Annotated in this window: 28 protein-coding genes; 25 read left to right on the forward strand and 3 right to left on the reverse strand. The window is 69.5% G+C overall.

Annotated features, from left to right (window positions below):
• The 25 genes from KKR01S_RS09545 to glmM form a co-directional block, all read left to right on the forward strand.
• Window positions 1-672, forward strand: a 672-nt coding sequence (locus tag KKR01S_RS09545; protein ID WP_131800611.1) for an S-layer homology domain-containing protein, incomplete at its 5' end; no start/stop codon positions are given.
• Between the two features lie 391 nt (window positions 673-1,063).
• Window positions 1,064-1,435, forward strand: coding sequence for a 50S ribosomal protein L14 (rplN, locus tag KKR01S_RS09550; protein WP_055684567.1), 372 nt, complete (start codon window positions 1,064-1,066; stop codon window positions 1,433-1,435).
• A gap of 3 nt (window positions 1,436-1,438) precedes the next feature.
• Window positions 1,439-1,774 carry a 50S ribosomal protein L24 gene (gene rplX, locus KKR01S_RS09555; protein WP_058731653.1) on the forward strand — a complete coding sequence of 112 codons (336 nt, stop codon included), beginning with the start codon at window positions 1,439-1,441 and terminating at the stop codon, window positions 1,772-1,774.
• The gene (gene rplE, locus KKR01S_RS09560; RefSeq protein ID WP_055684565.1) at window positions 1,774-2,334 is read left to right on the forward strand and encodes a 50S ribosomal protein L5; all 561 of its coding nucleotides are present in this window, start codon (window positions 1,774-1,776) and stop codon (window positions 2,332-2,334) included. Before rplX ends, rplE begins: the two co-directional genes overlap by 1 nt.
• Window positions 2,335-2,401: 67 nt before the next feature.
• Entirely contained in the window at window positions 2,402-2,800 is a 399-nt protein-coding gene (gene rpsH / locus KKR01S_RS09565; protein ID WP_055684564.1) for a 30S ribosomal protein S8, read from the forward strand.
• 28 nt (window positions 2,801-2,828) lie between these two features.
• Entirely contained in the window at window positions 2,829-3,365 is a 537-nt protein-coding gene (gene rplF / locus KKR01S_RS09570; RefSeq protein WP_055684563.1) for a 50S ribosomal protein L6, read from the forward strand.
• Window positions 3,366-3,368: 3 nt separating this feature from the next.
• On the forward strand, window positions 3,369-3,731 hold the full coding sequence (gene rplR, locus KKR01S_RS09575) for a 50S ribosomal protein L18 (RefSeq protein WP_055684562.1): 363 nt from the start codon (window positions 3,369-3,371) through the stop codon (window positions 3,729-3,731).
• Entirely contained in the window at window positions 3,728-4,438 is a 711-nt protein-coding gene (gene rpsE / locus KKR01S_RS09580) for a 30S ribosomal protein S5 (RefSeq protein ID WP_055684561.1), read from the forward strand. Before rplR ends, rpsE begins: the two co-directional genes overlap by 4 nt.
• Window positions 4,438-4,647, forward strand: a complete 210-nt coding sequence (gene rpmD, locus KKR01S_RS09585; RefSeq protein ID WP_055684560.1) for a 50S ribosomal protein L30 — start codon at window positions 4,438-4,440, stop codon at window positions 4,645-4,647. Before rpsE ends, rpmD begins: the two co-directional genes overlap by 1 nt.
• 2 nt (window positions 4,648-4,649) lie before the next feature.
• Window positions 4,650-5,123, forward strand: coding sequence for a 50S ribosomal protein L15 (rplO, locus tag KKR01S_RS09590; RefSeq protein WP_058731654.1), 474 nt, complete (start codon window positions 4,650-4,652; stop codon window positions 5,121-5,123).
• A gap of 258 nt (window positions 5,124-5,381) precedes the next feature.
• Window positions 5,382-6,692, forward strand: a complete 1,311-nt coding sequence (gene secY / locus KKR01S_RS09595) for a preprotein translocase subunit SecY (protein WP_055684558.1) — start codon at window positions 5,382-5,384, stop codon at window positions 6,690-6,692.
• Window positions 6,689-7,258 (forward strand): adenylate kinase, encoded by a 570-nt coding sequence (locus tag KKR01S_RS09600; RefSeq protein ID WP_058731646.1) that lies wholly within the window; start codon window positions 6,689-6,691, stop codon window positions 7,256-7,258. The genes secY and KKR01S_RS09600 overlap by 4 nt, the downstream gene beginning before the upstream one ends.
• A complete protein-coding gene (map, locus tag KKR01S_RS09605; RefSeq protein WP_055684556.1) occupies window positions 7,258-8,085 on the forward strand; it encodes a type I methionyl aminopeptidase in 828 nt (275 codons plus the stop codon). Before KKR01S_RS09600 ends, map begins: the two co-directional genes overlap by 1 nt.
• A 53-nt stretch (window positions 8,086-8,138) precedes the next feature.
• The gene (gene rlmN, locus KKR01S_RS09610) at window positions 8,139-9,314 is read left to right on the forward strand and encodes a 23S rRNA (adenine(2503)-C(2))-methyltransferase RlmN (protein WP_055684555.1); all 1,176 of its coding nucleotides are present in this window, start codon (window positions 8,139-8,141) and stop codon (window positions 9,312-9,314) included.
• A 273-nt stretch (window positions 9,315-9,587) separates the two neighbouring features.
• Entirely contained in the window at window positions 9,588-9,809 is a 222-nt protein-coding gene (gene infA, locus KKR01S_RS09615) for a translation initiation factor IF-1 (RefSeq protein WP_030015001.1), read from the forward strand.
• A gap of 85 nt (window positions 9,810-9,894) precedes the next feature.
• Window positions 9,895-10,008, forward strand: a complete 114-nt coding sequence (gene rpmJ, locus KKR01S_RS09620; RefSeq protein WP_055684554.1) for a 50S ribosomal protein L36 — start codon at window positions 9,895-9,897, stop codon at window positions 10,006-10,008.
• A 161-nt stretch (window positions 10,009-10,169) separates the two neighbouring features.
• Entirely contained in the window at window positions 10,170-10,538 is a 369-nt protein-coding gene (rpsM, locus tag KKR01S_RS09625) for a 30S ribosomal protein S13 (protein WP_055684553.1), read from the forward strand.
• A gap of 28 nt (window positions 10,539-10,566) precedes the next feature.
• On the forward strand, window positions 10,567-10,971 hold the full coding sequence (gene rpsK, locus KKR01S_RS09630; RefSeq protein ID WP_055684552.1) for a 30S ribosomal protein S11: 405 nt from the start codon (window positions 10,567-10,569) through the stop codon (window positions 10,969-10,971).
• Window positions 10,972-11,151: 180 nt separating this feature from the next.
• A complete protein-coding gene (locus tag KKR01S_RS09635; RefSeq protein WP_055684551.1) occupies window positions 11,152-12,156 on the forward strand; it encodes a DNA-directed RNA polymerase subunit alpha in 1,005 nt (334 codons plus the stop codon).
• A gap of 112 nt (window positions 12,157-12,268) precedes the next feature.
• Window positions 12,269-12,976, forward strand: coding sequence for a 50S ribosomal protein L17, sunset domain variant (gene rplQ / locus KKR01S_RS09640; RefSeq protein WP_061225890.1), 708 nt, complete (start codon window positions 12,269-12,271; stop codon window positions 12,974-12,976).
• A 205-nt stretch (window positions 12,977-13,181) separates the two neighbouring features.
• Window positions 13,182-14,195, forward strand: a complete 1,014-nt coding sequence (locus KKR01S_RS09645) for a tRNA pseudouridine synthase A (RefSeq protein ID WP_404434099.1) — start codon at window positions 13,182-13,184, stop codon at window positions 14,193-14,195.
• Between the two features lie 291 nt (window positions 14,196-14,486).
• Complete coding sequence (gene rplM, locus KKR01S_RS09650) at window positions 14,487-14,930, forward strand: 50S ribosomal protein L13 (protein ID WP_055684549.1); 444 nt, start codon at window positions 14,487-14,489, stop codon at window positions 14,928-14,930.
• Between the two features lie 35 nt (window positions 14,931-14,965).
• Window positions 14,966-15,466, forward strand: a complete 501-nt coding sequence (gene rpsI, locus KKR01S_RS09655; RefSeq protein ID WP_055684548.1) for a 30S ribosomal protein S9 — start codon at window positions 14,966-14,968, stop codon at window positions 15,464-15,466.
• Between the two features lie 106 nt (window positions 15,467-15,572).
• On the forward strand, window positions 15,573-16,643 hold the full coding sequence (gene ppk2 / locus KKR01S_RS09660; RefSeq protein WP_081101695.1) for a polyphosphate kinase 2: 1,071 nt from the start codon (window positions 15,573-15,575) through the stop codon (window positions 16,641-16,643).
• A gap of 52 nt (window positions 16,644-16,695) precedes the next feature.
• Window positions 16,696-18,054, forward strand: coding sequence for a phosphoglucosamine mutase (gene glmM, locus KKR01S_RS09665; protein ID WP_061225891.1), 1,359 nt, complete (start codon window positions 16,696-16,698; stop codon window positions 18,052-18,054).
• A gap of 184 nt (window positions 18,055-18,238) precedes the next feature.
• On the opposite strand, the gene mscL is transcribed toward glmM, so the two are convergent.
• The 3 genes from mscL to coaA all read right to left on the reverse strand — a co-directional run bounded on the left by mscL (window position 18,239) and on the right by coaA (window position 20,500).
• On the reverse strand, window positions 18,239-18,646 hold the full coding sequence (gene mscL, locus KKR01S_RS09670) for a large conductance mechanosensitive channel protein MscL (protein ID WP_055684656.1): 408 nt from the start codon (window positions 18,644-18,646) through the stop codon (window positions 18,239-18,241).
• Between the two features lie 121 nt (window positions 18,647-18,767).
• Window positions 18,768-19,544 carry a M15 family metallopeptidase gene (locus KKR01S_RS09675; RefSeq protein WP_061225892.1) on the reverse strand — a complete coding sequence of 259 codons (777 nt, stop codon included), beginning with the start codon at window positions 19,542-19,544 and terminating at the stop codon, window positions 18,768-18,770.
• Window positions 19,544-20,500, reverse strand: coding sequence for a type I pantothenate kinase (coaA, locus tag KKR01S_RS09680; protein WP_174520385.1), 957 nt, complete (start codon window positions 20,498-20,500; stop codon window positions 19,544-19,546). The genes KKR01S_RS09675 and coaA overlap by 1 nt, the downstream gene beginning before the upstream one ends.
• Between the last annotated feature and the right edge of the window lie 43 nt (window positions 20,501-20,543).

Genomic DNA, 20,543 nt, shown 5'->3' on the forward strand with positions numbered 1-20,543 from the left:
GCTGCCCCCGCCTCCGCCGACGAGGCCTCCGAGGTCTCGCAGGTCTCCCCGCAGGCCACCGCCTTCCAGGGTTACCCGGCGGCCACGAAGACCACGGACAAGGTCCTCACGGACCGGGACTTCAAGGACGTCACCGACTCCACGATCTTCGCCAAGGAGATCCGCTCGATCGCCAACAAGGGCATCACCGAGGGCTGGGACGACAACACCTACCGCCCCTGGGCCAACATCGAGCGCGGGCAGATGGCCGCCTACATCTACCGGATGGCCGGTTCCCCGTCCTACACGGCGCCGGCCACCCCGCAGTTCACCGACGTCAGCAAGGACGACCCCTTCTACAAGGAGATCTCCTGGCTGCACGCCACCGGCATCGCCCAGGGCTGGAGCGACGGCACGTTCCGTCCGAACGCCAAGGTCGAGCGCGGGGCTATGGCCGCGTTCTTCTACCGTGCCGCGGGCTCCCCGCAGTACCGGGCCGGGAACCCCGCCTTCTCGGATGTGCAGCGCGGGGAGACCTTCTACAAGGAGATCGCCTGGCTGCAGGACAGCGGCATCACCAAGGGCTACGATGACGGCACCTTCCGTCCCTGGACCGCGATCAAGCGGGACCAGATGGCGGCCTTTGTGGACCGCTTCTCCGGACGGTACAAGGTGACCGTCTCCGCGCAGTGATCTGACCCGCCCCGTCGGCGCCCCCGCCCGTCGTCCCCGCGACGCGGCGGGGGCGCCGTCGCGTGCGCTGTGGTATGGTTGTGTATTCGTGCGGCCTTCGTGACCGCACACCACCACGGATCCTTCGTGCCAGTGCATAATGCCGCTGAGACGGGCGCATTCGCCCGAGACCTCGGGCGGGTCCAGATGCTCCTGGCATGGGGGATCCCAGGCGCGACCGCCAACCCCGCAGCTGTCCGCTTCCCAGCGGACGGGCCGCGGAGACCGGCGCGTCACCTCATCCCGACCAAAGTGTTCCGCAAGGCCCACGGCGCGTCGGCCGGCCCTGCCGCCCTCACGAAGGGCGCATCCGGCGGCGGCGTGAGAACCGGCGAGACGACAGGAGTATTCAGTGATTCAGCAGGAGTCACGGCTCAAGGTCGCCGACAACACGGGTGCGAAGGAAATCCTGACCATCCGCGTTCTCGGCGGCTCCGGCCGTCGCTACGCAGGCATCGGCGACATCATCGTCGCCACCGTCAAGGACGCGATCCCTGGCGGCAACGTGAAGAAGGGCGACGTCGTCAAGGCCGTCGTCGTCCGCACCCGCAAGGAGACCCGTCGCCCGGACGGCTCCTACATCAAGTTCGACGAGAACTCGGCGGTGATCCTCAAGAACACCGACGGCGACCCCCGCGGCACCCGCATCTTCGGGCCCGTCGGGCGCGAGCTGCGCGACAAGAAGTTCATGAAGATCATCTCGCTGGCCCCGGAGGTGCTGTAACTCATGGCGAAGATCAAGAGCGGCGACCTCGTTCAGGTCATCTCCGGCGCGGACAAGGGCAAGCAGGGCAAGGTCCTGCACGTGTTCCCCTCCACCCAGCGCGTGCTGGTGGAGAACGTCCGGGTCATCACCAAGCACACCAAGGCCAACCCGACCACCGGTGAGGGCGGCGGCATCGTCAAGACCGAGGCCCCGATCCACATCTCCAACGTCGCGATCGTCGACCCGGAGACCGGCAAGCCCACCCGCGTCGGGTTCCGCGAAGAGACCGTCGAGCGCGACGGACGCCAGCGCACCGTGCGCGTGCGCGTGTCCAAGAGCTCGGGGAAGGATCTGTGATGACTGAGACCAAGACCACCCCCCGCTTCAAGGCCAAGTTCAACGACGAGGTCGTGCCCGCGCTGCAGGAGCAGTTCGGCTACGCCAACCCGATGCAGTCCCCGCGGCTGGTCAAGGTCGTCGTGAACATGGGCGTGGGCGAGGCCGCCCGCGACTCCAAGCTCATCGACTCGGCCGTGCGCGACCTGACCCTCATCACCGGTCAGAAGCCGCAGGTGTCCAAGGCCAAGAAGTCCATCGCCCAGTTCAAGCTGCGCGAGGGCCAGCCCATCGGCTGCCACGTGACCCTGCGCGGTGACCGCATGTGGGAGTTCCTGGACCGCCTCGTGACCCTGGCGCTGCCGCGCATCCGCGACTTCCGCGGACTGTCCGACCGCCAGTTCGACGGCAACGGCAACTACACCTTCGGGCTGACCGAGCAGTCGATGTTCCACGAGATCGACCAGGACTCGATCGACCGCGTGCGCGGCATGGACATCACCGTGGTGACCACCGCCCGCACCGACGACGAGGGCCGCGCCGTGCTCAAGGCGCTCGGCTTCCCGTTCAAGACCAACTAACGACTACGTTTCAGGTCCCCCGCCCGCGGGCGGGAGGAAACCGTCACGAGGAAGGGCCAGAGCCCACATGACCATGACAGATCCTGTCGCAGACATGCTCACGCGCCTGCGCAACGCCAACACGGCGCACCACGACTCCGTGTCGATGCCGTTCTCCAAGCTCAAGGGCCGGATCGCCGAGATCCTCAAGTCCGAGGGCTACATCAAGGACTGGCACGAAGAGGAGGCCCAGGTCGGCAAGACGCTGACCCTGGACCTGAAGTTCGGCCAGAACCGCGAGTCCTCCATCGCCGGGGTGCGCCGCATCTCCAAGCCGGGCCTGCGCGTGTACGCCAAGTCCACCAACCTGCCCCAGGTGCTGGGCGGGCTCGGCATCGCCATCCTGTCCACCTCCTCCGGTCTGCTCACTGACAAGCAGGCCGCTGCCAAGGGCGTCGGCGGGGAAGTCCTCGCCTACGTCTGGTAGTCGGTACATAGAGAAAGGAAGAGATCTTATGTCACGTATCGGACGTCTCCCCATCTCGGTGCCGGCTGGTGTCGAGGTGACCATCGACGGTTCGCGCGTCGCGGTCAAGGGATCCAAGGGGGAGCTCTCCCGCACGATCTCCGCGCCGATCACCGTCTCCCAGGACGACGGCGTCATCACCGTCTCCCGTCCGGACGACGAGCGGGTCTCCCGCTCGCTGCACGGGCTGTCCCGCACCCTGATCTCCAACATGATCCAGGGTGTCTCCGAGGGCTACTCCAAGAAGCTCGAGATCGTCGGCACGGGCTACCGTGTGATGGCCAAGGGCACCGACCTGGAGTTCGCGCTGGGCTACTCCCACCCCATCACGGTGAAGGCCCCCGAGGGCATCACCTTCGCGGTGGAGGGCAACAACAAGCTCACCGTCTCGGGCATCGACAAGCAGCAGGTCGGCCAGGTGGCCGCCAACATCCGCGGCCTGCGGGCCCCGGACCCCTACAAGGGCAAGGGCATCCGCTACGCCGGCGAGCAGATCCGCCGCAAGGTCGGAAAGGCTGGTAAGTAATCCATGGCTAACAAGACGAAGTTCGCTGCTCGCACGCGTCGTCACCAGCGCGTGCGCAAGCACGTGTCCGGGACCCCGGCCCGCCCGCGGCTGTCGGTGTTCCGCTCGACCCAGCACATGTTCGTGCAGGTCATCGACGACACCAAGGGGCACACCATCGCCTCCGCCTCCACCCTGGAGGCCGAGCTGCGCAACGCAACCGAGATGGACAAGACCGCCAAGGCCCGCCGCGTCGGCGAGCTGGTCGCCGAGCGCGCCAAGGCCGCCGGCATCGAGTCCGTCGTCTTCGATCGGGGCGGCAACAAGTACCACGGCCGCGTGGCCGCGGTGGCCGACGGCGCCCGGGAAGGTGGGCTGGCACTGTGAGCGAGCAGACCACGAACGAGAAGGAAACCCAGGTGGCAGACAACACCGCTGCACCCGAGAGCACCGAGGCCCAGAACAACGGCGCCCAGCAGCGCGACGACCGCCGCGGCGGTCGCGGTGAGCGCGGCGGCCGGGGTCGCAACGACCGCGGCGGACGCAACGACCGCGGCCGCGGCGGGCGCGATGAGGACAAGGACAAGTTCCTCGAGCGCGTCGTGAGCATCAACCGCGTGTCCAAGGTCGTCAAGGGCGGTCGGCGCTTCAGCTTCACCGCGCTGGTCGTCGTCGGCGACGGCAACGGCATGGTCGGCGTCGGCTACGGCAAGGCCAAGGAGGTGCCCTCCGCGATCTCCAAGGGCGTGGAGGAGGCCAAGAAGAACTTCTTCCGCGTCCCCCGCGTCGAGGACCGCACCATCCCGCACCGCGTGCAGGGTGAGGCCGCGGCCGGCGTGGTCATGCTGCGTCCGGCCACGGCCGGTACCGGTGTGATCGCCGGCGGTCCGGTGCGCGCCGTGCTCGAGTGCGCCGGGATCCACGACGTCCTGTCGAAGTCCCTGGGCTCGTCGAACCAGATCAACATCGTCCACGCGACCGTCGAGGCGCTGAAGCAGCTGGAGGAGCCCGTCGCGGTGGCAGCGCGTCGCGGCCTGCCCAACGACGAGGTCATCCCCAGCTACCTGCGTCGCAGCGAAAAGGCAGGTGCGTAATGACCGGCAAGCGGATTCAGCCCAGCGACGCGAAGCTGGAGATCACGCAGATCAAGTCCTACGTTGGCCAGAAGCAGAACATGCGCGACACCCTGCGCTCCCTGGGCCTGAAGCGCCCGGGCAACACCGTGACCCGCACCGCGGATCCGGTGACCTGCGGCATGGTCAACACCGTCGCTCACCTCGTGAAGGTTGAGGAGGTCAAGTAACCATGGCAGAGACCAACGAAGAGCGCCAGGGCGCCATCAAGCTGCACGACCTGCGGCCGGCCCCCGGTGCGCACAAGGCCAAGACCCGCGTGGGTCGCGGCGAGGCGTCCAAGGGCAAGACCGCCGGGCGCGGCACCAAGGGCACCAAGGCCCGCAACCAGGTCAAGGCCGGCTTCGAGGGCGGGCAGCTGCCGCTGCACATGCGCCTGCCGAAGCTGCGCGGGTTCAAGAACCCGTTCCGGGTGGAGTACCAGGTCGTGAACCTGGACCGCATCTCGGAGCTGTACCCGGAGGGCGGTGAGGTGACCGTGGAGTCCCTCGTCGCCAAGGGCGCGGTACGCAAGAACCAGCCCGTGAAGGTCCTGGGCCAGGGTGAGCTGACCGTGAAGGTCGACGTCACCGTGGACAAGTTCTCCGCCTCCGCGGCGCAGAAGATCCAGGCCGCCGGCGGCACCGCCACCGCGACCGCCCAGTAGTCGAGGGGGTCCCGGCGCCCTCGGCGTCGGCCCCTCCTCGATCAGGCCAGGCCCCTCTCTCGGAGAGCGATCTTTCCGGGGGAGGGGCCTGCGCCGTTCCCCCGTACCCGTCCCGGCCCCGCCCGGCGACCCCGGGTAGAGTGTCCTAGACTGGCCCGGGGAGATCCCGCCGTCTGTCGACGGCGCCCGCCCGCCCCGACGGTGCGCGGGGCCCGCGGCGTCATCCCCGCCACCCCATCTTCTGCCACAGGAGGCCATGTGCTCAGCGCTTTCGGACGGGCGTTCAAGACCCCGGACCTGCGACGCAAGCTGCTGTTCACCCTCGCGATGATCGTCATCTACCGCGTGGGCACGTTCATCCCCGCCCCGGGGGTCAGCTACGGCAACGTCCAGCAGTGCCTGGCCCTGGGCGGCACCACCGGCGGCATCTACGACATGGTCAACCTGTTCAGCGGCGGCGCGCTGCTGCAGCTGTCCATCTTCGCCCTGGGTGTGATGCCCTACATCACCGCCTCGATCATCGTGCAGCTGCTGCGCGTGGTCATCCCGCGCTTCCAGGAGCTGCACCAGGAGGGCGGACAGGGCCAGCAGAAGCTCACCCAGTACACCCGCTACCTGACCCTGGCGCTGGCGGCCCTGAACGCCACGACCATCATCTCCCTGGCCCGCTCCGGCTCCCTGCTGGGCAGCTGCCCGCTGCCGATCATCCCCGATGACTCGATCCTCATGGTCATCATCCTGATCATCACCCTGACCGCGGGCACCGGCATCATCATGTGGATGGGCGAGCAGATCACGGAGAAGGGCGTCGGCAACGGCATGTCCCTGCTGATCTTCACCTCGATCGCCGCCTCCTTCCCGACCGCCCTGGGCAACATCTTCAAGGAGCAGGGCGGCTGGGTGTTCTCCCTGATCCTGCTGGTGGGCCTCGTGGTGATCGTCGCCGTCGTGTTCGTCGAGCAGTCCCAGCGGCGCATCCCCGTGCAGTACGCCAAGCGCATGATCGGGCGGCGCACGATCGGGGGGACCTCCACCTACATCCCGCTGAAGGTCAACATGGCCGGCGTGATCCCGGTGATCTTCGCCTCCTCCCTGCTCATGGTGCCCGGGCTGATCGCGAACTTCGCGACGCCGAAGGACGGCACGGCCCCGCCGGAGTGGGTCAACTGGATCAACTCCTACCTGGTGCGCGGGGACCATCCGCTGTACATGGCCGTGTACTTTCTGCTGATCATCGCCTTCGCGTACTTCTACGCCTCGATCACCTTCAACCCGCAGGAGGTCTCGGACAACATGAAGCGCTACGGCGGCTTCATCCCGGGCATCCGCGCGGGTCGACCCACCGAGCGCTACCTGGCCTACGTGCTCAACCGCATCACCCTGCCGGGCTCGCTGTACCTGGGGATCATCGCGATGATCCCGCTGGTCGCGCTCGTGCTGGTCAACGCCAACCAGAACTTCCCGTTCGGCGGCACCTCGCTGCTGATCGTGGTCGGCGTCGGTCTGGACACCATCAAGCAGATCGACGCCCAGCTGCAACAACGACACTACGAAGGACTGCTGCGATGAACCGCCTGCTGATCATCGGTCCCCCCGGGGCCGGCAAGGGGACCCAGGCCGCCCGGATCGCCGAGGAGCTCGGCATCCCCGCGATCTCCACCGGGGACATCTTCCGCAAGAACATCTCGGAGCAGACCGAGCTGGGCCGGGAGGCGAAGTCCTACATCGACGCCGGCAACCTCGTCCCGGACGAGGTCACCAACCGCATGGTGCGCGACCGCCTGGGCCAGGACGACGCCCGGGGCGGCTTCCTGCTGGACGGCTACCCGCGCAACACCGCGCAGGTGCAGGAGCTGGACGCGATCCTGGAGGAGCTCGGCCAGTCCCTGGACCGGGTCCTGCTGCTGACCGCCGAGGATGACGAGCTGGTCCAGCGTCTGCTGGGCCGGGCCGCCGAGCAGGGCCGCAGCGACGACACCGAGGAGGTCATCCGCCACCGCCTGGAGGTCTACCGCGCCGAGACCGCCCCGATCATCGGGCTCTACGAGCAGCGGGGCCTGGTGGCCCGCGTGGACGGCCTGGGCACGGTCCAGGAGGTCGCCGAGCGCCTGCTGGCCGCGCTGGGCCGGTCCTGATGTTCGGACGCCGGAGGATCGAGTACAAGACCGACGCGCAGCTGCGCACCATGGCCCGCGCCGGGGTCGTGACCTCGCGGGCGCTGGACGCGGCCGTGGCCGCCGCGGCCCCGGGGGTGTCCACCGCGGACCTGGACGCCGTCTTCCGCGAGGTGCTCGCCGAGCACGGGGCGACGTCGAACTTCCTGGGCTACTACGACTACCCGGCGACCATCTGCGCCTCCCCGAACGAGATCGTGGTCCACGGCATCCCGGGCCCGCGGGCCCTGGGGGAGGCCGACATCATCTCGATCGACGGCGGGGCCATCGTGGAGGGCTGGCATGGGGACTCCGCGCGCACCGTGCTGATGCCCCGAGCCGGTTCCGAGGATCGGGAGCTGTCCGAGATCACCCGAGAAGCCATGTGGCACGGCATCGCCGCGGCGGCCTCGGCCCAGCGGGTCGGGGAGATCGGGGCGGCGATCGAGGACTTCGTGCGCGCCGAGTCCGGCGGGACCTACGGCATCATCGAGGACTACGTGGGCCACGGCATCGGCTCGGCCATGCACATGGCCCCGGACGTGCCCAACTACCGCACCCGTGAGGCGGGTCCCAGGATCAAGCCGGGCATGGCCCTGGCCATCGAGCCCATGCTCGTGACAGGATCGACGCAGACCGAGGTCCTCGAGGACGACTGGACGGTCGTGACCCTGGACGGCTCGCACTCCAGCCAGTGGGAGCACTCGGTGGCCTTCCACCGGGACGGGATCTGGGTCCTGACCGCCGAGGACGGCGGCGCCGAGGAGCTCGCGCGCCGAGGCGTGCGGGTGGCGCCGATCCCGCAGTAGCCGCGGGCCCGCACCGGAACCACGCACACCACCACAGATCAAGGGGCACCCACGTGTCTGAGAGCACCGCCACGCCGGTGGAGATCACCACCCGGCCCGAACCCGGCAGGATCCTGCTGAAGGCCCCGCGCCGCGGGAAGCCGCCGAAGCACCTGGCGGACTTCGACCTGGCCGGGCGCAAGGAGTTCCTCACGGAGCTGGGCCACCCCGGCTTCCGGGCCAGCCAGCTGTCCACGCACTACTTCGACCACCTCACCACGGATCCGCAGCGCATGACCGATCTGCCCGCGGCCACCCGGGAGGAGATGGTCGCCGCGGCGATGCCGCAGCTGCTGACCGAGGTGCGCACCCTGGAGGCCGACGGCGGTGACACCATCAAGTCCGTGTACCGGCTCTTCGACGGCGCCCTGGTGGAGTCCGTGCTGATGCGCTACGAGCACCGGGTGACCATGTGCATCTCCTCGCAGGCCGGCTGCGGGATGAACTGCCCCTTCTGCGCGACCGGGCAGGCGGGGCTGACCCGCAACCTCTCCACCGCGGAGATCGTCGAGCAGGTGGTGGCCGGGGCCCGGCGGCTGAAGTCCATGCAGGGCCTGGAGCAGGCCGAGCACGGCACGGAGGCGACCCGTCCGCTGCGGGTCTCCAACATCGTGTTCATGGGCATGGGGGAGGCCCTGGCCAACTACAAGGCCTCCCTGGGTGCGGTGCACCGGCTGATCGATCCCTCCCCGGAGGGGCTGGGCATCTCCGCGCGCGGGATCACCATGTCCACCGTCGGGCTGGTGCCGGGCATCCGCAAGTTCACGATGGAGAACCTGCCGGTGACCCTGGCGCTGTCCCTGCACGCCCCGGACGACGAGCTGCGCGACGAGCTGATCCCGATCAACACCCGCTGGAAGGTGGACGAGGCCCTGGACGCGGCCTACGATTACTACCGCCAGACGGGACGGCGGGTGTCCATCGAGTACGCGCTGATCCGGGACATCAACGACCAGGGCTGGCGGGCGGACCTGCTGGGCAAGAAGCTGGCCCAGCGCGGGCGCGGCTGGGTGCACGTGAACCCCATCCCGCTGAACCCGACCCCCGGCTCCAAGTGGACGGCCTCCCGCCCCGGGGTCGAGCAGAACTTCGTGGAGCGCCTGCGCGCCCACGGCATCCCCACCACGGTGCGCGACACCCGCGGCTCGGACATCGACGGCGCCTGCGGGCAGCTGGCCGCCGCCTCCTGATCCGCCGCTTCGTGAGCCACCGGCCCCCGACCCATCGGCCCCGGCCGGGCCGAACGCCGTCGGGCGGGGCGAGGGTGGGACTCGCCGCCGCGTGAGCCGCAGCTCACCCGCGCCGGGGTTAACTTTCCCGCGGGGATGCCGTACACTCGACTGTTGGCCGTCTCTGCCGTCATCCTCCCGTGTCCGCGGTGAGGTGCCGCGGGGGAGCCGACCGATACGAGCAAGACTGCCCCGCGGGCCACGGCAGGCGGGGCACCGACGTTAGCGGAGGATATGGCCAAGAAAGACGGCGTCATCGAGATCGAGGGAGCCGTGGTCGAAGCACTGCCCAACGCGATGTTCCGCGTGGAGCTGGACAACGGCCACAAGGTGCTCGCCCACATCTCCGGGAAGATGCGACAGCACTACATCCGCATCCTCCCCGAGGATCGCGTGGTCGTGGAGCTCTCGCCGTACGACCTCTCCCGCGGCCGCATCGTCTACCGCTACAAGTAGGGCTCCCCGACGGCGCCGCCGGATCCCTCCGGGATCCGCGCATCGCGCCGTCCGACCCCCAGTTGCAACAACGCAAAGGAATGCGATGAAGGTTCAGCCGAGCGTCAAGCCGATCTGCGACAAGTGCAAGGTGATCCGCCGCCACGGCGTGGTCATGGTGATCTGCGAGAATCCGCGTCACAAGCAGCGCCAGGGCTGAAGCCCCGGCCTTGTCGGGACTGATCGCTTCCGACGCCTCGAGAACATGGCACCGCTCCCCGTGACACGCGGGGATACCTCCGGACACAGAGGCCGGAGACCGGGGACACCCGGGCAGTGATGCCTCAAACCTCTGGATCAACTACAAGGAGAACCGCCGTCATGGCTCGTCTCGCAGGAGTGGATCTGCCCCGCGAAAAGCGCGTGGAGATCGCCCTCACCTACATCTACGGCGTGGGCCGCACCCGCGCCCACGAGGCCCTGGAAGCGACCGGCGTCAGCCCGGACATCCGCGTGAAGGACCTCTCCGACGCCCAGCTCGTCGCGCTGCGCGACTTCATCGAAGGCAACTTCAAGGTCGAGGGTGACCTCCGTCGCGAGGTGGCCGCCGACATCCGCCGCAAGGTCGAGATCGGCAGCTACCAGGGCCTGCGCCACCGCCGCGGCCTGCCGGTGCACGGTCAGCGCACCAAGACCAACGCCCGCACCCGCAAGGGTCCCAAGCGCACGGTCGCCGGTAAGAAGAAGTAAGCACCCTCTCGCGTAGGAGAACCAACTCATGCCCCCAAAGACTCGCGCTGCGGCCGCCCGCACCTCTCGCCGCAAGGTCAAGAAGAACATCAGCGCCGGACAGGCGCACATCAAGTCCACGTTCAACAACACGATCGTGTCCATCACCGATCCCTCCGGCGCGGTGATCTCCTGGTCCTCCGCCGGCGAGATGGGCTTCAAGGGCTCCCGCAAGTCCACCCCGTACGCCGCCCAGATGGCCGCCGAGAACGCCGCCAAACGCGCTCAGGAGCACGGCGTGCGCAAGGTGGACGTGTTCGTCAAGGGTCCGGGATCCGGCCGTGAGACCGCGATCCGCTCGCTGCAGGCCACCGGCCTGGAGGTCGGCTCCATCCAGGACGTGACCCCCAGCGCCCACAACGGCTGCCGCCCACCCAAGCGCCGTCGCGTCTGATCCGCCGCCTCTGCCGGCACCGAGCGCATCCTCCTTCCGGGGAGGGGCGGGCCCGGTCCGGAAGACCCCGCCTGTCGGCGGGGCCGTCTACGGCCGCCACCTCCGGGCGGCGCCCACCGATCCTGTTTTCCCCCACCTGTGTTGCGTCATATAGCGGATGCTCGCTGAAAGGAAACATCAGTGCTCATTGCACAGCGCCCCTCTCTGAGTGAAGAAGTCGTCGCGGAGAACCGCTCGCGCTTCACCATCTCCCCGCTCGAACCCGGTTTCGGCTACACCCTGGGCAACTCGCTGCGGCGTACCCTCCTGTCCTCGATCCCCGGCGCCGCCGTGACCAGCATCCGCATCGACGGCGTGCTGCACGAGTTCTCCACCGTGGACGGGGTCAAGGAGGACGTCACCGAGATCATCCTGAACATCAAGAAGCTGTCGATCTCCTCGGAGAACGACGAGCCCGTGGTCGCCTACCTGCGCAAGCAGGGCCCGGGCGAGATCACCGCGGCGGACATCGAGGTGCCCGCTGGGGTGGAGATCCACAACCCGGATCTGCACATCGCCACCCTCAACGCGCAGGGCGCGTTCTCCGCGGAGCTGACCGTGGAGCGCGGCCGCGGCTACGTCTCGGCCCAGCAGAACAAGGCCGGGGCCGGCGAGTCGGAGATCGGCCGGATCCCGGTGGACTCCATCTACTCGCCCGTGCTGAAGGTGACCTTCCGGGTCGCCGCCACCCGCGTGGAGCAGCGCACGGACTTCGACAGCCTCGTGCTCGACGTCGAGACCAAGGAGGTGATCGCCCCGCGCGACGCCGTGGCCTCGGCCGGCAACACGCTGGTGGAGCTGTTCGGGCTGGCCCGGGAGCTGAACACCGAAGCCGAGGGCATCGAGGTCGGGCCGTCCCCGGCCGACGAGTCCATGGCCCAGGATCTGGCCCTGCCCATCGAGGACCTGGACATGTCCGTGCGCTCCTACAACTGCCTGAAGCGCGAGGGCATCAACACCGTCGGGGAGCTGGTCTCCCGCTCCGAGGCGGACCTCATGGACATCCGCAACTTCGGCCAGAAGTCCATCGACGAGGTCAAGGAGAAGCTGCAGGAGCTCGGGATGTCCCTGAAGGACTCCCCGGCCGGCTTCGAGCCCTTCGCCGCGGTGGATGAGGAGGAGGACGAGGAGGAGACCTCCTTCTGATCCGCTCGGGCCGGACCACCGGCCGTTCGCACTCGAGAAGCAAACCCTGGTCCCGTCCCGGCGCGGCTGATGCGCCGGACCCGGGACCGCACGAAACGGAAGATTCACTGATATGCCTACTCCCACCAAGGGACCCCGCCTCGGGGGCAGCCCCTCCCACCAGCGGCTGATCCTGGCGAACATGTCCCAGCAGCTGTTCGAGCACAAGCGCATCACCACCACCGTGACCAAGGCCAAGCGCCTGCGCCCGGTGGCCGAGCGCCTGATCACCTTCGCGAAGCGGGGCGACCTGGCCTCCCGCCGTCGCGTGATGCGCTCCCTGACCGACAAGTCCGTGGTCCACGAGCTGTTCACCAGCATCGCCCCGGCCATGGCGGATCGGCCCGGCGGGTACACCCGTATCACCAAGATCGGCAACCGCTCCGGGGACAACGCCCCGATGGCCGTGATCGAGCTGGTCATGGAGCCGGTGGCCTCCCGCGCCGTCGTCGAGGAGGCGACCACCGCCGCCCGCGCCGCCGCCAACTCGAACGCCGAACAGGCCCCGGCCGAGTCCTCGGCCGCCGCCGCCGAGGCCCCGGCCCAGGCCGAGGCTTCCGCCGACGAGCAGCTGCCGGCCGGTGCGCACGCCCCGCTGGAGTCCGGCGAGGCCCCCGAGGGCTTCGAGGTCAAGGGCAACTCGGACTCCATGAAGTACCACGTGCCCGGCTCCCGCTGGTACAAGTCCACCACTGCGGAGATCTGGTTCGACACCGCCGAGTCCGCCAAGGCCGCCGGCTACGCCCCGGCCGGCGGCGAGGCCGCCCAGCAGGTCTCCTGATCGGCACGACCTGAGCCCGGGAGCAGATCCTTCGGATCACCGGCTCCCATCGCGGACCCGCCACGGGCCCCGAGGCACCCCCACCGGGGCCTCGGGGCCCGTGGCGCATCCGCACCAGACCGCAATCCCGCTTCCCGCAGCCGTCGCAGTCCCGCAACCCTGCTTCCCGCACCGTCGCCGCCCCGCCCGTCAGGAGGTCCCCGCCGTGAACGCCGCGTCCCGCCCCCAGCCCGCCCCGGAGGCCCCGGGCGAGCACCCGCTGGGCGCGGCGCTCCCGGAGACCGACCCGCCGGTGCGGGTGCGCCTGGACTTCGCCTATGACGGCGCCCCCTTCTCCGGGTGGGCCCGTCAACCGGGGCTGACCACCGTGCAGGGCTGCCTGGAGGACGCCCTGCAGCTGGTGCTGCGCCATCCGGTGCACCTGACCGTGGCCGGGCGCACCGACGCCGGGGTTCACGCCCAGCACCAGGTCGCCCACCTGGACCTGCCGCGCGCAGCTTGGGAGGCGCTGCCCGGACGCCGCGGGACGGCCGAGCGCCACGCCCCGGATGACCCCGGTGCGGCGCTGGTGCGCAAGCTCAACGGGGCGCTGACCCGGGTGCTCTCCGGCATCGCCCCGGCCCCGCGCCCCGGCGCCCGGCCCGCCGGGCTGGGGGCGATCCTCGTGCGCTCGGCCGCGGCGGTGGACCCCTCCTTCGACGCCCGCTTCTCCGCGCTGTCTCGCTCCTACGTCTACCGGATCGCCGACGGCCCCCGGCACCAGTCTCCGCTGACCCGCGGGTACACCGCCTGGACCCCGCGGGAGCTGGACCCCGAGCAGCTCAGCGCCGCGGGTCGGCAGCTGCTGGGCCTGCACGACTTCCTCTCCTTCTGCAAGCCCCGCCCGCACGCCACGACCGTGCGCGAGCTGCGCTCGGTGGACTTCCGTCGGGCGGAGTCCGGGCTGATCGAGGCCCGCCTTCAGGCCGACGCTTTCTGCCACCACATGGTGCGCGCGATCGTCGGGGCCTGCCTGGCGGTGGGGGAGGGCCGCCGGGACGAGGCCTGGCTGCGCGGGCGCCTGGAGCACCCCGTGCGGGACTCCGAGATCCGGCTGGCCCCGCCGGAGGGACTGTGCCTGGAGCGCATCGCCTACCCGCAGGACGCGGCCGGCTGGGCCGATCAGGCCGAGCGGGCCCGGGCCCGCCGGGCCGCGCCGTCGGAGGCACCGGGCTCCTGAGGAGGCGGATCAGTCCGGGTGTGAAGGATTTCGCCCCGGATCAGCAGGGAGGATCCTGGATTAAGTGCGGGTCCCTCGGCTATAGTGGGGTGCTGTTGTGCGTGTCCCACCTCGGTTCACCCGCCAGCGACCGTCGGCCCAGTTGCAGGGCGAGGAGACGGCGCGGCGTCGAGACATCGGGACGAACGGATGCGTCTGGCCCTCACCCAGACCCCTTCGAACGCATCGCAGAACGGCGTGACACCCAACTAGCGCCGACACAGAAAATACCGACACGAAGGTTCAAGAAACGTGCGTACGTACACCCCGAAGCCCGGCGACATCGATCGCCAGTGGCACGTCATCGACGCCACCGACGTCGTGCTGGGTCGCCTGGCCAGCCAGACCGCAACGCTGCTGCGCGGCAAGCACAAGCCGACCTTTGCCCCGAACGTGGACGGCGGTGACTTCGTCATCATCGTCAACGCCGAGAAGGTGGCCCTGACCGGCGCCAAGCTGGAGAAGAAGCGGGCCTACCGCCACACCGGCTACCCCGGCGGCCTGCGCTCCGTCTCCTACGAGGAGCTGCTGGAGAAGAACCCGGTGCGCGCCGTGGAGAAGGCCGTCAAGGGCATGCTGCCCAAGAACAAGCTGGCCGCGCAGCAGATGAAGCACCTCAAGGTCTACGCCGGCGCCGAGCACCCGCACACCGCTCAGCAGCCGAAGACCTACGAGTTCACCCAGATCGCCCAGTAATCGGGCCTGCGACAACAGCACTCAAAGGAGAAATCGTGGCTCAGACTACTGACGAGCAGACCATCACCGAGGAGCAGCTGACCAGCTACACCTCCGAGTCCACCGCCCCCGTGGCCGGCGAGGCCGCCGCCCAGCGCCCGGCCCTGACCGTCGGCGGCTCCGCCGTCGGGCGGCGCAAGCAGGCCGTGGCCCGCGTGCGCGTGGTCCCCGGGACCGGGCAGTGGTCCCTCAACGGGCGCGCCTTGGACGTCTACTTCCCCAACAAGCTGCACCAGCAGGAGGTCAACGACCCCTTCAAGCTGCTGGAGCTGGAGGGCTCCTACGACGTCATCGCCCGCATCCACGGCGGCGGCCCCTCCGGCCAGGCCGGTGCCCTGCGCCTGGGCGTGGCCCGCGCGCTGAACGAGATCGACGCGGAGAACAACCGTCCGCAGCTGAAGAAGGCCGGGTTCCTGACCCGCGACGCCCGCGTCATCGAGCGCAAGAAGGCCGGCCTGAAGAAGGCCCGCAAGGCCTCGCAGTTCTCCAAGCGCTGATGCGCTCGCGCCGCCCGGCGGCGCGCTGAGCTGTTCACGCGAAGAACCCGTCCTCTCCGGTGTGGGAGGGCGGGTTCTTCCGCGTCCCCTGGCTAAGCTGGTGCCCATGAGCAGTGACAACCACGACGACGATGCCGTGAGCGCCCGACCCGACAAGTCCCACCTCTCCGATGCGGAGCGTCTGGAGCAGCTGGGGGAGGAGGCCCAGGAGGAGACCCGCCGGGCCGCCGTGCAGGAGGCCCTGAAGAAGCGGTCCCGCCGGGTCTCCGTGGTCCAGGACTACGCCGCGGAGCTGGATGAGATCGGCTCCCTGACCCGCTCCCTGGAGGGCCGTCACGACGTCTCCGACGCCTGGCGGATCGGGTACCCGTACGACGAGAAGCTCAAGCGCAAGGACTATGAGCGCACCAAGCGCACCCTGCAGATCGAGCTGCTGAAGCTGCAGCTGTGGTTCAAGGAGACCGGGCAGAAGCTGCTGCTGATCTTCGAGGGCAGGGACGCCGCGGGCAAGGGCGGGTCCATCAAGCGCTTCACCGAGCACCTGAACCCGCGCGGCTCCCGGGTGGTGGCCCTGGAGAAGCCCACCGACATCGAGCAGACCCAGTGGTACTTCCAGCGCTACATCGAGCACCTGCCCTCCGGCGGGGAGATCGTGCTGATGGACCGCTCCTGGTACAACCGGGCCGGGGTGGAGCGGGTCATGGGCTACTGCACCCCGCACCAGTACTACGAGTTCATGCGCCAGGCCCCCGAGCTGGAGCGGATGCTGGTCAACTCGGGGATCCGGCTGGTGAAGTTCTGGTTCTCGGTGACCCGAGCGGAGCAGCTGGCCCGCTTCGAGGCCCGCCGCACGGACCCGGTGCGCCAGTGGAAGCTCTCGCCCACGGACCTGGCCTCCCTGGACAAGTGGGACGACTACACCGAGGCCAAGGAGGCGATGTTCTTCTACACGGACACCGGCGACGCCCCCTGGACCATCGTGAAGTCCAACGACAAGAAGCGCGCCCGCCTGGAGGCGATGCGCCACGTGCTGTCCCTCTACGAGTACCCGGACAAGGACCACTCCGTGGTGGGGCGCCCGGACCCGCTGATCGTGGGCCCCGTGTCCAAGACCTTCGAGGAGGACCAGCCGGCCACGACCGAGCAGTTCCCGGTGGTCACCCCCGAGCGCCCCTGAGGCGACCCCACCGCCCGAGCACCGAGAACCCGCCCGCGTAGACTGAGGAACGATGGCTAGATTATTTGGAACCGACGGGGTGCGTGCGCGCGCCAACAGCGAGACGATGAGTGCGCTGTCCTCCCTGCAGCTGGCCCAGGCCGCCGCGGTGGTGCTGGGCTTCGACCAGGTGGCCGAGGGGCAGCGCCCCAAGGCCGTGATCGCCCACGACTCGCGGATCAGCGGCCAGTTCATCGGCGCGGCGATCTCCGCGGGCCTGGCGGCCTCCGGGGTGGACGTGTACGACGCCGGGATGCTGCCGACCCCTGCGGCGGCGTACCTGGTGGCGGATCTGGACGCGGACTTCGGCGTCATGATCTCCGCCTCCCACAACCCGTACCCGGACAACGGCATCAAGTTCCTGGCCCGCGGGGGCAAGAAGCTGCCGGACGCGGTGGAGGACCGCATCGAGGAGGTCTACCGGGCGCAGGACTTCCGGTACCCGGAGGGCCCGGACGTCGGGCGCATCTCCCGCTTCGCGGATGCGGAGGACCGGTACGTCACGCACCTGATCTCCACGCTGCCGGCGCCCTCGGCCCTGGCGGGGCTGTCCGTGGTGCTGGACTGCGCGCACGGCGCCTCCTCCGGGTGCTCCCCGGACGCCTTCCGCATCGCAGGGGCGCAGGTGCACGTCATGGCCGCGGATCCCAACGGCACCAACATCAACGACGGCGTCGGCTCCACCCACCTGGAGGGCCTGCAGGCCAAGGTGCGGGAGCTGGGCGCGGACCTGGGCATCGCCCACGACGGGGACGCCGACCGCTGCCTGGCCGTGGATGAGACGGGTGCCGTGGTGGACGGGGACACGATCATGTCCATCCTGGCCACGGCCCGGCGCGACGCCGGCAAGCTCGCCCACAACACCCTGGTGGCCACGGTGATGACCAACCTGGGCATGGAGAAGTACCTGGAATCCGAGGGGATCACCCTGGTGCGCACCCAGGTGGGGGACCGCTACGTGCTGGAGGCGATGAACCGGGACGGGTTCAGCCTGGGCGGGGAGCAGTCCGGGCACGTGATCATGTCCGACTACGCGACCACCGGGGACGGGATCCTCACCGGCCTGCACCTGGCGGCCGAGGTCAACCGGACGGGAGAGACCCTGTCCTCCCTGGCGCACCGCTTCGAGCCGGTGCCGCAGACCATGATCAACGTGCCCGGGGTGGACAAGGCCGCCGCGGACACGGATGAGGCGGTGCAGGCCGAGGTGGCCGCCGTCGAGCGGGAGCTGGGTGCGGACGGCCGGGTGCTGCTGCGTCCCTCCGGCACGGAGCCGCTGGTGCGGGTGATGGTGGAGGGCCCGGATCAGGAGACCGTGGACCGCCACGCCCGGCGCCTGGCCGAGGTCGTCGCCCGCGAACTCGCCCTCTGACACCCTTCCCCTCCCGAGACCCCCGCGCTGAGTCATCACTTCCGGCCGGAAATCGCCGATTATTCGGTCGGAAGTGATGACTCGGGGAGGCAGGGGAACAGGGGAGCTCCCGGAACCTCGAAGGGCCCCGCACCGTGGTGGTGCGGGGCCCTTCGGCGTGCGGATGATGATGGGTGGGCAAGCCTTACTTCTCCGGGGTGGCGCCTGTGGCGTTCTTGCCGGCCACCAGGGAGTCGCGGATCTCGGTCAGCAGGGCGACCTGCGGATCCACGGCCGGCTCCTCGTCCTCCAGGCCCAGCTTGCGGGCGCGGGCCTCGTTCATCTTGTTGATCGGCATGACGATGCAGAAGTACAGCGCCGCGGCGATGATGAGGAAGTTGACGACGGCGGTCAGGAACACGCCGACCTTGACCTGGCCGAAGACCAGGAACGAGTCGAAGTTCGGGGAGCCGATCAGCATGGAGATGAGGGGCATGAGCACCGACTCGACGAGGGCGTTGACCACCGTGCTGAAGGCACCGCCGATGATCACACCGACGGCCAGGTCGATGACGTTGCCTTTGGAGATGAAGTCTTTGAATCCACTGAGCATGATCGCCATCGTACGGCAGGTTTCGCTCTCAGCGGAGGCTTTGTGCGGCGAATGACGGACAGATCACGCAGTATTCACCGTGATGGTCGGCACCGTTGGCGCACCGCGGGCACCGTCCGGATCAGTCCCGGTAGCTCGGGGCCGGCCCCGCCCCCACGAACTCCTCGTAGCTGTGGACCCCGGAATCCCGGTACCGCTGGGCCTGCTCCTGCCCGATCCAGCGCAGGTGCCAGGACTCGTACCAGTACCCGGTGGTGTCCTGCTGCTGCCAGGGAAAACGCAGGATGAACCCGTACTCTGCGCCGTGCTCGGCGAGCCAGTGCGCCGCCGGGGTGTCCCGGAAGCACGGCTGCAGATCGCACGCCCCGGACCCGCCGAAGTCCACGGCCAGCCCCGTCTGGTGCTCCGAGTACCCGGGCCGGGCGGAGGCGACGTCGGCCCGCTCCTGCCCGTAGGTGCTCACCCACTGCCGGTAGGTGGCCTCCTGGGTCTGGTGGGAGCGGTAGCCGGAGATGGGGCTCAGGCTCACCCCGTCCCGAGCCGCGGCCTCGATCATCCGGCGGGCGGCCGCGGCGGCGTCGGCTCGCAGCTGCACCGAGCCCACGGTCTGCAGGTCCTGCGGGGCCCAGTCGATCGGGTCCATCGGGTGGGTCTTGTTCACCAGCACCGTGGGGGAGTCCGGGGAGGAGATGTCCAGGTGCTCCCCGGGTGCGGCCGAGGCAGAGGCGGCGGGAGCGCTCGCGGTGTCGCTGGCTGCCGCGGACGGCTCGGTCGCGGTCGTCGCGGTCCCGGCCGAGGCCGTCGGGGCGGGGGATCCGGCGTCGTCGGTTCCGGCGGCGCAGCCGGCCAGGGCGAGCAGCAGGGCGGCGGGTGCGGCGATCAGGCGCAGTCGGGGCATCAGGTCTTCCTCAGCAGCACGCGGCGGATGGTGTGGTCGGCGTCCTTGGACAGGATGAGCTTGGCCCGGCCCCGGGTGGGGCGCACGTTCTGCACGAGGTTGGGCTCGTTGATGCGCCGCCAGATGTCCAGGGCGGTCGCGGAAGCCTCGGCGTCGGTCAGGCCAGCGTACTTGCGGAAGTAGGAGCGGGGGTCCCGGAAGGCGGAGTCGCGCAGGGACAGGAAGCGGTTGACGTACCACCGTTCGATGTCCTGGGTGCGCGCGTCCACGTACACGGAGAAGTCGAAGAAGTCCGACAGGGCCAGCGCCCCCTTGTCGTCGGCGGACAGCTGGGCGGGGGCCAGCACGTTCAGCCCCTCCACGATGAGCACGTCCGGGCGGGTCACCACCACCTCCTCGTCCGGGAGGATGTCGTAGGTGACGTGGGAGTACTTCGGCGCGGTGACCCGGGGCGCGCCGGATTTGATCTCGGCGACGAAGCGCAGCAGGGCCCGCCGGTCGTAGGACTCCGGGAAGCCTTTGCGCTCCATGAGCCCCCGCTCGCGCAGCACCGCGTTGGGGTGCAGGAAGCCGTCGGTGGTCACCAGCTGCACGTCCGGGGTGGTGGGCCAGCGGCTCATCAGGGCCCGCAGCAGCCGCGCCGTCGTGGACTTGCCGGCGGCCACGGAACCGGCCACGCCGATGACGAACGGGGTGCGCTGGTGGTGCCCGCCGAGGAAGTCGTTGGTCGCCTCGTTCAGGGAGCCGGCGGCGTTCGCGTACAGGTTCAGCAGCCGGGACAGTGGCAGATAGACCTGCCGAACCTCCTCCACGTCCAGCACATCGCCCATCCCGCGCAGCCGCTCGATCTCCGCGGAGGTCAGCGGCACCTCGATCTCATCCGAGAGCCGGGACCAGGTGTCTCGGTCCAGGGACACGAAGGGCGTGGTGCGCGGGGGTGCCGGGACGGAAGTCACGGGGCACCAGTCTAGCTTCCGGGCCGCGGTACAGCTGCCAGCG

The organism is Rothia kristinae NBRC 15354 (genome assembly GCF_001570865.1).
Taxonomy (GTDB): domain Bacteria; phylum Actinomycetota; class Actinomycetes; order Actinomycetales; family Micrococcaceae; genus Rothia; species Rothia kristinae.